Origin of the sequence: Actinomadura barringtoniae, assembly GCF_017573505.1 — a bacterium.
Lineage (GTDB): Bacteria > Actinomycetota > Actinomycetes > Streptosporangiales > Streptosporangiaceae > Spirillospora > Spirillospora barringtoniae.
In genome coordinates, this window is sequence record NZ_JAGEOJ010000028.1 from 1 (window position 1) to 12,735 (window position 12,735).

Consider the following 12,735-nt stretch of genomic DNA (forward strand, 5'->3'; position numbering starts at 1 on the left):
AAGCTGACCGATCAGATCGACTACCTGACGGCCGACGAAGAGGACCGCTTCGTCATCGCGCAGGCCAACTCGCTCATGAACGAGGACGGGACCTTCACCGAAGCGAAGGTTCTGATCCGCAAGAAGGGCGGCGAGGTCGAGCTCGTTCCGCCGGGCGAGGTCCAGTACATGGACGTGTCGGCGCGGCAGATGACCTCGGTCGCCACGGCGATGATCCCGTTCCTGGAGCACGACGACGCCAACCGTGCGCTGATGGGCTCCAACATGCAGCGCCAGTCGGTCCCGCTGCTGCGCAGTGAGGCTCCGCTGGTCGGCACCGGCATGGAGTACCGCGCGGCCGTGGACGCCGGCGACGTGATCGTGGCCGACAAGGCCGGTGTGGTCGAAGAGGTCTCCGCCGACTACATCACGATCATGAACGACGACGGCACGCGGACGACGTACCGCGTGACCAAGTTCAAGCGCTCCAACCAGGGCACCTCTTACAACCAGAAGCCGATCGTCGAAGAGGGCGACCGCATCGAGTCCCGGCAGGTCATCGCCGACGGTCCGTGCACCGACGAAGGCGAGATGGCGCTGGGTAAGAACCTTCTGGTGGCGTTCATGCCGTGGGAGGGGCACAACTACGAAGACGCGATCATCCTGAGCCAGCGTCTGGTGCAGGACGACGTCCTCTCCTCGATTCACATCGAGGAGCATGAGGTCGACGCGCGGGACACCAAGCTGGGGCCTGAGGAGATCACCCGGGACATCCCGAACGTCTCCGAAGAGGTCCTGGCCGACCTGGACGAGCGCGGCATCATCCGCATCGGTGCCGATGTCGTCCCCGGCGACATCCTGGTCGGCAAGGTCACGCCCAAGGGCGAGACCGAGCTGACGCCCGAGGAGCGGCTGCTGCGCGCGATCTTCGGTGAGAAGGCGCGTGAGGTGCGTGACACCTCGCTGAAGGTGCCGCACGGTGAGCAGGGCAAGGTCATCGGGGTCCGGGTGTTCTCGCGCGACGAGGGTGACGAGCTCCCGCCGGGCGTGAACGAGCTGGTCCGCGTGTACGTGGCTCAGAAGCGCAAGATCACCGATGGTGACAAGCTCGCGGGCCGGCACGGGAACAAGGGCGTCATCTCCAAGGTGCTGCCGGTCGAGGACATGCCGTTCCTCGAAGACGGCACCGCCGTCGACATCGTCCTCAACCCGCTCGGTGTCCCTGGTCGTATGAACGTGGGACAGGTCCTGGAGACCCACCTCGGGTGGATCGCCGCCCAGGGCTGGAACCTGGACGGCGTCGAGGAGGAGTGGGCCGGGCGGCTGCGCGAGATCGGCTTCGACCACGTCGAGCCGCGCACCAACGTCGCCACCCCGGTCTTCGACGGCGCCAGCGAGGAGGAGATCATCGGTCTCCTGGACGCCACGCTGGTCAACCGCGACGGCGGCCGGATGGTGCAGCAGAGCGGCAAGGCCCAGCTGTTCGACGGCCGGTCCGGTGAGCCGTTCCCGCACCCGATCTCGGTGGGCTACATCTACATCCTGAAGCTCCACCACCTGGTCGACGACAAGATCCACGCTCGCTCGACCGGCCCGTACTCCATGATCACCCAGCAGCCGCTCGGCGGTAAGGCCCAGTTCGGCGGCCAGCGCTTCGGTGAGATGGAGGTCTGGGCACTGGAGGCCTACGGCGCCGCCTACGCCCTCCAGGAGCAGCTGACCATCAAGTCCGACGACGTCCTCGGCCGCGTGAAGGTCTACGAGGCCATCGTCAAGGGCGAGAACATCCCCGAGCCCGGCATTCCGGAGTCCTTCAAGGTCCTCATCAAGGAAATGCAGTCGCTGTGCCTCAACGTCGAGGTCCTGTCCAGCGACGGCATGTCCATCGAGATGCGCGACACCGACGAGGACGTCTTCCGCGCCGCGGAAGAGCTCGGCATCGATCTCGCCCGCCGCCCGAACGAGGGCGCGATGAGCATCGACGACGTCTAGGAGTCGACGCACCGAACGACCGACGGCCCGAGTGCCCGTCCGCCACCCGGCGGCGGGGCGTTCGGGCCGTCGCCTTTCCCAGCGCCCGCGCGGGACGGTTGCCGCGTCCACCTGCACCACAGCAGCGTCGCCCGCCGCCTCGAGCAGATCGGCCGGGCCCTCAGCATCGAGCTCACCGAGCTCACCGAGCCCGCCGGGCTGGTCAGGGCCCGGGTCGCCCTGACCGCCTGGCGGCTGTTGGAGGCCTGAACGTCACGCGGCGCTGACGTCCACGACCCACGTGACGCCGAAACGGTCCTTGAGCATCCCGTACAGGGGCGCCCACTGCGCGGGGCCGAGCGGCTGCACGATCGTCGAGCCCTCGGAGAGCCGCTTCCAGTACTCGGTGACCTCCTCGGCGCCGTCACCGCGCACCGACACGAAGAAGGCGTTCTCGCCCGGGCTCCACGGCAGGCTGGACGGCACGTCGTAGGCCATGACGCTGAGGCCGTTGCCGGCGGTCACCTGGCCCCACATCACCTGATCGGCCTCCGACGGCTCCTGGACGGCGCCCGCGTCCCTGTAGGTGATCACGACCAGGTCCCCGCCGAACGCGGACTGGTAGAAGCCGAGCGCGGCGCGGGCGTCGCCTCGGAAGTTCAGGTGGGTCGTGGTCTTCACGGACATGATCGACTCCTCTTCGTTTGCTGTGATGGCCACGCTCGCAGGAGAAGAGGACAGGTTGTGGCCGCTACTTGCGGCAGTATGGAGATCGTGCAGAAGACTTCAGGGCGGCTGCTGGCCTTGCTCTCGCTGCTGCAGGCGCGGCGCGACTGGCCGGGGGCGCTGCTGGCCGAACGGCTGGACGTCAGCCGGCGGACCGTTCGCCGCGACGTCGACCGGCTCCGCGAGCTCGGCTACCCGATCGCGGCCATCAAGGGGCCGGACGGCGGGTACCGGCTCGACGCGGGGTCGCAGCTGCCGCCGCTGCTGTTCGACGACGAGCAGGCCGTCGCCCTCGCCATGGCGCTCCAGATGGCCACCACGGCAGGGGCGGGCATCGAGGAGGCGGCGGCGCGCGCCCTCACCACGGTCCGGCAGGTCATGCCCGCACGGCTGCGCCACCGCATCGACACCTTGCAGGTCACGGCGGTCGAACGTCCGTCCAGCCGACCGCAGGTCGACAGCGGCGTTCTCATGACGCTGAGCGCGGCCGTCCACGCCTGCGAGGAACTGCGCTTCGACTACGGGGCGGACGAGGACGCGCCGCAGCGGCGGGTGCAGCCCCACCACCTGGTCGCCTGGGGCGGACGCTGGTACCTGGTCGCCTGGGATCTCGATCGCGATGACTGGCGTACGTTCAGGGCCGACCGGATCACCCCGCGCATCCCCAACGGCCCGCGCTTCAGCCCGCGCGAGCTACCCGGTGGAAACGTTTCCGCCTTCGTGACCGGCAGGTTTCTCGGCTCAAGCGGACCAGAGGGCCCGGGCGGCTTGGACCGGTCGGGTGGCTCGGTGGGCTTGGACGGGGCGCGCGGCTTGGGGGAGTGGCCGTGCTGGGGTGAGGTGATCCTCGACCTGCCCGCGGGCGAGGTGTCGCCGTACGTGCGTGACGGGGTCGTCGAGGAGCTGGGGCCGGGGCGCTGCCGTCTTGTTCTCGGCTCCTGGTCGTGGATGGGGCTGGCCGCATCCATCGGCAGGTTCGACGCGGACATCGAGGTCGTCGGCCCGGCGGAGCTCAAGGAGGCGTTCGCGCGCCTGGCCAGGCGTTATGGCAGCGCCGGAAACGAGACGCGGCGCGCGCGACAGCCCTGAGGCCGTCGCGCGCGCCGGGTCCGCGTCAGGCGCCCACGTAGTCGGCGAGGTGCTCGCCGGTGAGGGTGGAACGGTCGGCGATGAGGTCGGCGGGCGTGCCCTGGAAGACGATCTTGCCGCCGTCGTGGCCTGCGCCGGGGCCGAGGTCGATGATCCAGTCGGCGTGCGCCATGACGGCCTGGTGGTGCTCGATGACGATGACCGACTTGCCGGCCTCGACGAGGCGGTCGAGCAGGCCGAGCAGCTGCTCGACGTCGGCCAGGTGCAGGCCGGTGGTGGGCTCGTCGAGGATGTAGACCCCGCCCTTGTCGCCCATGTGGGTCGCCAGCTTGAGCCGCTGGCGTTCACCGCCCGACAGCGTGGTGAGCGGCTGGCCGATCGTGAGGTAGCCGAGACCGACGTCCGCCAGGCGGGACAGGATGCGGTGCGCGGCGGGGGTGCGGGCCTCGCCGTCGCTGAAGAACGCCTCGGCCTCGGTGACCGGCATCGCCAGCACCTCGCTGATGTTCTTGCCGCCCAGGTGGTATTCCAGCACCGAGGCCTGGAACCGCTTGCCCTCGCACTCCTCGCAGGTGGTGGAGACGCCGGCCATCATGCCGAGGTCGGTGTAGATGACGCCGGCGCCGTTGCAGGCGGGGCAGGCGCCCTCGGAGTTGGCGCTGAACAGCGCGGGCTTCACGCCGTTGGCCTTGGCGAACGCCTTGCGGATCGGGTCGAGCAGGCCGGTGTAGGTGGCCGGGTTGCTGCGCCGCGAGCCGCGGATCGGGGTCTGGTCGATCGCGACCACGCCCTCGCGGCCCGCGACCGAGCCGTGGATCAGCGAGCTCTTGCCCGAGCCCGCGACGCCGGTGATGACGGTCAGCACACCGAGGGGGATGTCGACGTCGACGTTCTGCAGGTTGTGCATGGAGGCGCCGCGCACCTCCAGCTGCCCGGTCGGCTTGCGGACCTCGGGCTTGAGCGAGGCGCGGTCGTCCAGGTGCCGCCCGGTGAGGGTGCCGCTGCCGCGCAGGCCCTCGATGGTGCCCTCGAACACGACCTCGCCGCCCTCGGTGCCGGCGCGCGGGCCGAGATCGACGACGTGGTCGGCGATCACGATGGCCTCGGGCTTGTGCTCGACGACCAGCACGGTGTTGCCCTTGTCGCGCAGCCGCAGCAGCAGGTCGTTCATCCGCTGGATGTCGTGCGGGTGCAGGCCGATCGTGGGCTCGTCGAAGACGTAGGTGACGTCGGTGAGCGCGGACCCGAGGTGGCGGATCATCTTGGTGCGCTGCGCCTCGCCGCCCGACAGCGTGCCCGCCGGGCGGTCCAGGCTGAGGTAGCCGAGCCCGATCTCGACGAACGAGTCCAGCAGGTGCCGCAGCGAGGCCAGCAGCGGCGCGACCGACGGCTCGTCCACGCCGGTCACCCAGTCGGCGAGGTCGGTGATCTGCATCGCGCAGGCGTCGGCGATGCTGATCCCCTTGATCTTGGAGGAGCGGGCCTCCTCGCTGAGGCGGGTCCCCTCGCACTCGGGGCAGATGGCGAAGGTGACCGCCCGTTCGACGAACGCCCGGATGTGCGGCTGGAGCGAGTCGACGTCCTTGGACAGCATCGACTTCTGGATCTTGGGGATCAGGCCGTCGTAGGTGAGGTTGATGCCGTCGACCTTGATCTTGGTCGGCTCCTTGTAGAGGAGGTCGTTCAGCTCCCGCTTGGTGAACTTCTTGATCGGCTTGTCCGGATCGAAGAAGCCGCAGCCGCGGAAGATCCGGCCGTACCAGCCGTCCATGGTGTAGCCGGGGATGGTGAGCGCGCCCTCGTTCAGCGACTTGTCGGCGTCGTAGAGCTGGGTGAGGTCGATGTCGTTGACCGAGCCGCGGCCCTCGCAGCGCGGGCACATGCCGCCCAGGATGCTGAAGCTGCGCCGCTCCTTGACCTTCTGCCCGGACTTCTCGATGGTGACCGCGCCCGCGCCGCTGATCGAGGCGACGTTGAACGAGAACGCCTGGGGCGAGCCGATGTGCGGCTGCCCGAGCCGGCTGAACAGGATCCGCAGCATGGCGTTGGCGTCGGTGGCGGTGCCGACGGTGGAGCGCGGGTCCGAGCCCATCCGCTGCTGGTCCACGATGATCGCGGTGGTCAGGCCGTCGAGCACGTCGACCTCGGGCCGCGCCAGCGTCGGCATGAAGCCCTGGATGAACGTGCTGTACGTCTCGTTGATCATCCGCTGCGACTCGGCGGCGATCGTGCTGAACACCAGCGAGCTCTTGCCGGAGCCCGAGACGCCCGTGAAGACGGTCAGCCGGCGCTTGGGCAGCTCGACGCTGACGTCCTTCAGGTTGTTCTCACGCGCGCCGGTCACGCGGATCAGATCATGGCTGTCGGCGACGTGCTCCTCGGGCCGCTGCGCGCCCGTCGTCGTCGGCTTGCTCATCGTCTCTCCATATCCGTCGGGCGGGGGCCGCCGTCTGCGGTGATCACTGTCTACCTGATCCGGCCGCCATCAGGGACATCAGGGCCATTCGGTCGCCTTCGGTCACGTTAAGGCCTGCCCGGCGGCCGTGGCTTCTCGATTCCTGATCGGTCCGGTCAAGGATCGGCCAGGCCCGGGGCGATGTCCGGATATGACAGAAGCTTGTCATAGCGGTCGGACGGTTTCATTGGTGACAATGGGTGCATGTCCGCTCCGCACCGTGTCGTCCTCGCCGTGTTCCCCGACGTCGATCTTCTCGACGTCACCGGGCCCGCCGAGGTCTTCGCCCTGGCCAACCGGGAGATGTCCGGCCGTACGCCGTACGAGGTGTGCCTGGCCGCGCCGGAGGGCGGCCTGGTGCGCACCAGCGCCGGGGTGCGGCTGGCCACCGACCTGAGCTTCGACCAGGTCGGCGACCGGGTGGACACGCTGGTGGTCCCGGGTGCGGTGGACGCGACCGGCGCCCCGGTGATCGACCCGGAGGTGGTGGCCTGGATCGAGACCACCGCGCCGCACGCCCGCCGGGTCGCCTCGGTGTGCGTCGGGGCGCACATGCTCGCCGCCGCGGGGCTGCTGGCGGGCCGTAGGGCGACCACCCACTGGGCGACCGCCGACCGGCTGGCGGCCGACCACCCCGACATCACCGTGGATCCCGATCCGATCTACGTCCGTTCGGGGAACGTGTGGACGGGCGCGGGCATCAGCGCCTGCATGGACCTGGCGCTCGCGCTGGTCGCCGAGGACCACGGTGAACGGCTCGCGCTGACGGTCGCCCGGCAGCTGGTGATGTACCTCAAGCGCCAGGGCGGGCAGAGCCAGTTCAGCGTCCCGCTGTGGCAGGCGCCGACCGAGCGCCGCGAGATCGACGAGCTGCGGTCCTGGATCGCCGCGAACGTGACCGAGGACCTGTCGGCGGCAGCGCTCGCCGACCGGATGTGCCTGAGCGAACGCCACTTCACCAGGGTCTTCCGCAAGGAGACCGGCGTTACCCCGGCCGCCTTCGTCGAGGAGGCCCGGGTGGAGACGGCGCGGCGGCTGCTGGAGGGCACCGACGAATCGCTCGAACGGGTCGCCGCCGAGTGCGGCCTGAAGACGCCCGAGACGCTGCACCGGGCGTTCCGGCGGCGGCTCGGCACCACCCCGGCGGCCTACCGGCGAAGGTTCCGCACCGCCGCCTAGCCCGCTTCCACCACGACCCCACGACACCCGGCCTGGTCAGGCCGGTGGTTCACCCTGCACGAAGTCACGAAATCTGGAGGATGAAATGACCGTTTCCACCACCCTGCGCGACGTGATCGGCCTGGACAACGACCTTCCGGCGCTCTCCGGCAGCACCCTGATCATGATCGACTTCCAGAACACCTACACAACCGGTGTCATGGCGCTGCCGGGCGCCGACCGTGCGCTGGACGCCGCCGCCGAGCTGCTGGAGCGCGCCCGCGCCGCGGGCACCCCAGTGATCCACATCGTGAACGACGGCGGCGAGGGCACCCCGTACGACATCCGCGCCGAGATCGGCGAGATCGAGCCCCGGGTGGCGGCCAAGGACGGCGAGGCTGTCGTGGTGAAGGGCTTCCCGAACTCCTTCCACGAGACCGAGTTGCTGGAGGTGCTGCGCAAGCAGAACGCCGGGCCCGACCTGGTGCTGGCGGGCTTCATGACCCACATGTGCGTCCAGTTCACCGCCCAGGGAGCGTTCAATCTCGGCTACCGGCCGACCGTCGTGGCCGAGGCGTGCGCGACCCGGCCGCTCGCGGGCCCGGACGGCTCGGCGGTCCCGGCGGACGTCCTGCACAACGCGGCCCTGACCACGATCGGCGACATCTTCGGCCTCGTTGCCGCCAAGGGCGCCGACCTGCCCGCCTGACCTGCGGATGGTGGCCGGGTATCGATGCCTGGCCGTCAGTATCCGGCGTCGCGTACGGCGTCCCGGAGGGCGTTGCTGAACGCGGTCGTGGCCGGGGGATCGGGCGGGTCGCCGTAGGTGGCCAGGTAGACGCGCCGCCGGAAGCCGGGCACCTCGGTGGCCTCGATTCCGGCGGCCCGGTGGGTGCGCAGCGCCAGCCTCGGCATGGTGGTCACGCCCATCCCGGCCGCGACGAGCGCCTGCTCCACGATCGCGTCGTCGCTGGTGTACGCGATGTGAGGGGTGAATCCGGCCCGCTCGCACGCCTCGACGAACTCGCGGCGGCAGTGCACGCAACCGGCGATCCAGGCCGCGTCCCGGTGGTCGAGCAGGCTCTGGCCGGGGGAGAGGCTGAGCAGGTACATCGGGTCGTCGAAGAGATGGACGGCCCGGACGTCGTCCGGCGGGTCATCGTCGTACCGGAAGATCACGGCGGCGTCGGTCTCGCCGTCCCGCAGCATGGTCAGCGCCACCTGCGGGTGGGCCTCCACCAGGCTCAGCTCGACGCCGGGATGATCACGCCGCAGGATCGCGGCGGCCGGTGGCACCAGGGCGGCCAGCGCCGACTGGAACCCCGCCAGCCTGACCCGCCCGGTCCGCAGCCCCACCATGGCCGACAGCTCGGCGCTGGCGGCGTCGACCCGTCCGATGATCTCGGCGGCGCGGCGGGCCAGCTGCTCGCCCTCGGGCGTGAGCCGGATGCCCCGGCCGACCCGCTGAACGAGCCGCGCGCCGGTCTCTGCCTCCAGCCGCGCCAGGTGGTGGCTGACCGACGGCTGTGAATAGTGGAGCTGCCGCGCCGCCTTGGTGACCGAGCCCTGGGCTGCGATCGCCGCCAGGACGCGTAGCCGGACGAGATCCAACATTCATCAAGCCCATCTATGAGTAGCCGCCGTTATTGACATTAGACGCATGGGTCGGTGTCCGGCGAGGCTGAGGGGAAACAGCGCTCACGAGGGGAAAGCCCATGGCAGGCAAGGTTCTGTGGCACGTGACGATGTCCCTGGACGGCTTCATCACCGGCCCGGACGACTCGATGGACTGGGTCTTCAGCCAGACCGACCGTTCCGAGCTCGGCCACGCGGCGATCGACACGATCGGGGCGATCCTGGCCGGCCGGCGCGGCTATGAGGTCAATCGCGGGCCGCGCGACAAGCCCTACGGCGGTGCCTGGTCCGGGCCGATCTTCGTGCTGACCCACCGGCCGCCCGCCGAGGACGACCCTGAGGTGACGTTCCTGTCCTGCGACGTGGCCGAGGCGGTGTCCATCGGCCTGAAGGCGGCCGACGGGAAGAACCTGGCGCTGTTCGGCGCCGACATCCCCCGCCAGTGCCTCCAGCTGGGACTGGTCGACGAGATCCTCCTGCACCAGATCCCGATCCTGCTCGGCGACGGCGTCCGCTTCTTCGCCGACGCCGCCCTCGCCGAGCCCGTCCGGCTGGAGCGGATCGAGTGCGCCACGTCAGGCCAGATCACCGACTTCCGCTTCCGTCCGCTCAAGCCCTGACCGCCAGGCCCTGACCTGGACAGACCCCAGAGGGGAAAGTGTTCGCGGCTGCGGGTGATACCTATGTGACCGCCATCCGCGCATGGAAAGGCATCACATGACAGGGGATCCCCCGCCCCACCCGGCCGAGCGTTTCGACGAGGTCTTCGACGCCTACTTCGCCGAGATCCACCGGTACGCGGCCAAGCGGCTCGGGCAGGACGCCGCCGCCGACATCGCGGCGCAGACGTTCCTGGAGGCGTTCCGGCAGCGGCGCCGCTACGACCCGGACCGCGCCGGCGTGCGCACCTGGCTGTACGGCATCGCGACCAAGGTGATCGGCAAGCACCAGCGTTCGGAGACGCGGGCGCTGCGGGCCAGGGCCCGGCTCGGTCCCGGCCGCGAGGGTGCCGAGCACGCCGAACGCGTCGAGGCGCGGGTGAGTGCCCAGGGACTGCGGGGCGAGCTCGCCGGGGCGATCGCGGCGCTGCCGCGGGGGCAGCGCGACGTGCTGCTGCTCGTGGCGCTCGCCGACCTCAGCCACGACGAGATCGCGGCGGCGCTGGGGATCCCCTATGGCACGGTCGGCTCCCGGCTGAACCGTGCCCGAACCACGTTGCGCAAGGCGCTGGGCGGGACCAATCCGATGCTCACTTTGGAGGAACAGCATGGATGAGATGCGGATGGTCCGGGACGCCTACGCCGAGCCCGCGCCGCCCACCGCCCAGGAGATCGCGCGGGCGAAGGCGCTGCTGAACGACCCGCCGCGCCGCCCGGTGCGCCGACAGTGGTGGGGCTTCGGCGGTGTCGTCGTGGTGGGCGCCGCCGCGGCCGTGGCGATCTCTCTCACCGGGGGAGGCACGTCCGGCACGCCGGGCGGTCCCGCGAGCACGACCAGCCTGGACGCCAAGGGTGCGGTGCTCGCCGCGGCCTACAACGCCGAACGGCAGCCGCTCGGCAAGTACTGGTACAGCAACTCGCTCGACGGTCAGGCGTACATCATGCGCGCCACGACCGGGACGTACGCGATCACCGGTGCGACGGCGGAGTCGTTCAGCTGGTTCGGCGTGAAGAAGGGCATGGGGGAGGCCTACTTCGCCCGCGACCTGCCTGCGCACCCGCAGACCGCGCGCGACACCGAGTTGTGGCGCAAGGCCGGATCGCCGACGAGCTTCCACGTGTGGTCCAACGACCACTACTACACCTACCCCGGCAAGGTGTCGCCGAAGTGGCGTTCGAGCGGACCGGAAGTCGGCTCCGACCCTCGCGGCGGCGGCAAGTTCCTGGTCGGCCTGACGACCGAGGAACTGCAGAAGCTCCCGACCGACCCGGCCGCGCTCGCCGCGAAGTTCCTGGACATGAGCGGTGACGGCAAGGACCCGATGAGCAAGGCCATGGGGATCCGCGGCGGCAAGGCGGCCCCGGCGGCGCTGGCCAGAATGAGGATCGCCAGGGTCGGGGGGCTGCTGAACGGCGCGCCGATGCCGCCGAAGGTGCGGGCGGGCCTGATGCGGGCCCTGGCCGACCAGCCGGGCATCTACGCGATCGGCCGCGACACCGACGCGCTGGGCCGTACCGGCGTCGCGCTCGCCTCCGACGACCGGGCCTCGACGGTCACCGGCGAGTGGGGCGGGCCGAAGGCCGAGCGGGGGACCTACCGCTCCCGCTCGGTGATCATCTTCGATCAGCGGACCGGCGGGGTGCTGGCCCAGCAGGAGGAGCTGACCACGCCCGGCGGCCCGTACTCGGAGATGAAGCCCGGCTTCATCATCAACTACGTGGCGGCCCGCTCGTCCAACTGGACCGACACCAAGCCTGGCCCCCCGGCCGAGCTGCCGTTCCGCTGACCCGGCAGCTCTGAGATCGCCCGCGTCCGCCGACCCCGGTGGGCGCGGGCGATCTGCTTTACGGCAGCGGATCGTACGGGCGCAGCCTCGGCAGCCAGCCCGGGACCGCGTCGCGATAGCGGTCGTAGGCTTCGCCGAACGTCCTCGACAGCGTCGGCTCCTCGTACCACCGCGCGAAGCTCCACATCGTCAGCCCGGCGACCACCGCGTAGACCAGCAGCACGGGGCGCGCGAGCAGCAGTCCCTGGCCGACGATCGCCGCGACGACCGCGACGTACATCGGGTTGCGGACGTAGCGGTACAGCCCGCCCACCACCAGGTTCTCGGTCGGCGCGACCGGCGCGGGCGTGCCCAGCCCCTCGTTCACGAAGCGGGCGAACGCGTGCACCAGCACCACCGCGCCGCCGACCAGCGGGATCAGGCCGAGCGCCCGGAGCGGCGGCCACCAGTCGCCCGCCTCCCACTGCGTCAGCCACCAGGGGATCAGGCCCGCGACGGTGCCGGGCGCGAGCGCCATGAACAGCGAGCTGCCCGCTGCGGCATCCCATTTCCTCATACGTCCCTCCTCGTGCTTTCCACGATGAGCGGGAGCACGGCCTTGAAGGTGTCCAGGACCTCCTCGACCGGGTGCCATTGGTAGCCGTCGATCGTCCGTGACAGGGCGAGGCCGTCCAGCAGCGCCCACACCACGTGCATCCCGACCTGCGGATAGCCCTCCTCGGGCGGAAACAGCGCGGCGTACATCTCCTGGCAGGACCGCATGAAGCGCCGGTCGACCTCGACGAACGAGGCGGCGAGGTCGGGATCGGTGCGCGCCGCGACGACCAGCTCGACGCTGACGGTGAACGCGGGGCCGCTGAGCGCCCGCCACAGCAGGTCGACGGAGGCCTCGAACCTGTCGGCGCCGGGGTCCAGGTCGTTCATCGCCTGCAGGAACTCCTCCTGGCGGCGTTCGAAGACGTGCTGGGCCGCCGCGCTGAGCAGGTCGGCCTTGGTCGGGAAGTGGTGGAGCAGCGCGCCCAGCGAGACGCCGGCGCGATGGGCGACCTCGGTCGTGGTGGTGGCCCGGTAGCCGCCCTCGACGAGGGAGTCGTAGGTGGCGTCCAGGAGCGCCCGGCGCGTCTCGGCCGTGCGCTGCGCCTGCGTGCGGCGCGCCCTGGGTGGCATGCGAGCAGCATCCGCCCGAAACCGTAAACCGTCAATGTTTCTTGTTTCCGCCCATCGTTGACGGTCTAACCGGTTAGCGTTCTATAGTGCTAGGCAACTAGATAAATGG

At 70.3% G+C, this 12,735-nt stretch carries 12 protein-coding genes; 7 read left to right on the forward strand and 5 right to left on the reverse strand.

Translation table 11 applies throughout. The features are described from left to right. Positions 1-1,971, forward strand: a 1,971-nt coding sequence (gene rpoB, locus J4573_RS46560; RefSeq protein WP_208262852.1) for a DNA-directed RNA polymerase subunit beta, incomplete at its 5' end; no start/stop codon positions are given. Positions 1,972-2,223: 252 nt separating this feature from the next. Here the strand turns inward: rpoB and J4573_RS46565 are convergent. After that, positions 2,224-2,637 carry a VOC family protein gene (locus tag J4573_RS46565; protein ID WP_208262853.1) on the reverse strand — a complete coding sequence of 138 codons (414 nt, stop codon included), beginning with the start codon at positions 2,635-2,637 and terminating at the stop codon, positions 2,224-2,226. Positions 2,638-2,724: 87 nt separating this feature from the next. Between J4573_RS46565 and J4573_RS46570 the strand changes: the two genes are divergently transcribed. Beyond that, positions 2,725-3,765, forward strand: a complete 1,041-nt coding sequence (locus J4573_RS46570; RefSeq protein WP_307797479.1) for a helix-turn-helix transcriptional regulator — start codon at positions 2,725-2,727, stop codon at positions 3,763-3,765. Positions 3,766-3,790: 25 nt separating this feature from the next. Here J4573_RS46570 and J4573_RS46575 read toward each other — a convergent pair whose 3' ends face one another. Then, positions 3,791-6,181, reverse strand: a complete 2,391-nt coding sequence (locus J4573_RS46575; RefSeq protein ID WP_208262855.1) for an ATP-binding cassette domain-containing protein — start codon at positions 6,179-6,181, stop codon at positions 3,791-3,793. Positions 6,182-6,424: 243 nt separating this feature from the next. Here J4573_RS46575 and J4573_RS46580 point away from each other — a divergent pair, with 243 nt between their 5' ends. Continuing rightward, on the forward strand, positions 6,425-7,399 hold the full coding sequence (locus tag J4573_RS46580; RefSeq protein WP_208262856.1) for a GlxA family transcriptional regulator: 975 nt from the start codon (positions 6,425-6,427) through the stop codon (positions 7,397-7,399). Positions 7,400-7,484: 85 nt separating this feature from the next. Next, the gene (locus tag J4573_RS46585; protein WP_208262857.1) at positions 7,485-8,087 is read left to right on the forward strand and encodes a cysteine hydrolase family protein; all 603 of its coding nucleotides are present in this window, start codon (positions 7,485-7,487) and stop codon (positions 8,085-8,087) included. 35 nt (positions 8,088-8,122) lie between these two features. Here J4573_RS46585 and J4573_RS46590 read toward each other — a convergent pair whose 3' ends face one another. After that, entirely contained in the window at positions 8,123-8,992 is an 870-nt protein-coding gene (locus tag J4573_RS46590; protein WP_208262858.1) for a LysR family transcriptional regulator, read from the reverse strand. 101 nt (positions 8,993-9,093) lie between these two features. Here J4573_RS46590 and J4573_RS46595 point away from each other — a divergent pair, with 101 nt between their 5' ends. The 3 genes from J4573_RS46595 (at position 9,094) to J4573_RS46605 (ending at position 11,459) form a co-directional block, all read left to right on the forward strand. Continuing rightward, positions 9,094-9,633: a dihydrofolate reductase family protein gene (locus tag J4573_RS46595; protein ID WP_208262859.1), complete on the forward strand. Its 540-nt coding sequence runs from the start codon at positions 9,094-9,096 to the stop codon at positions 9,631-9,633. 97 nt (positions 9,634-9,730) lie between these two features. Next, a complete protein-coding gene (locus tag J4573_RS46600) occupies positions 9,731-10,288 on the forward strand; it encodes an RNA polymerase sigma factor (RefSeq protein WP_208262860.1) in 558 nt (185 codons plus the stop codon). Beyond that, positions 10,281-11,459 (forward strand): CU044_5270 family protein, encoded by a 1,179-nt coding sequence (locus J4573_RS46605; protein WP_208262861.1) that lies wholly within the window; start codon positions 10,281-10,283, stop codon positions 11,457-11,459. The genes J4573_RS46600 and J4573_RS46605 overlap by 8 nt, the downstream gene beginning before the upstream one ends. A gap of 58 nt (positions 11,460-11,517) precedes the next feature. Here J4573_RS46605 and J4573_RS46610 read toward each other — a convergent pair whose 3' ends face one another. Beyond that, entirely contained in the window at positions 11,518-12,015 is a 498-nt protein-coding gene (locus J4573_RS46610) for a methyltransferase family protein (RefSeq protein WP_208262862.1), read from the reverse strand. Next, on the reverse strand, positions 12,012-12,626 hold the full coding sequence (locus J4573_RS46615; protein WP_208262863.1) for a TetR/AcrR family transcriptional regulator: 615 nt from the start codon (positions 12,624-12,626) through the stop codon (positions 12,012-12,014). Before J4573_RS46615 ends, J4573_RS46610 begins: the two co-directional genes overlap by 4 nt. Between the last annotated feature and the right edge of the window lie 109 nt (positions 12,627-12,735).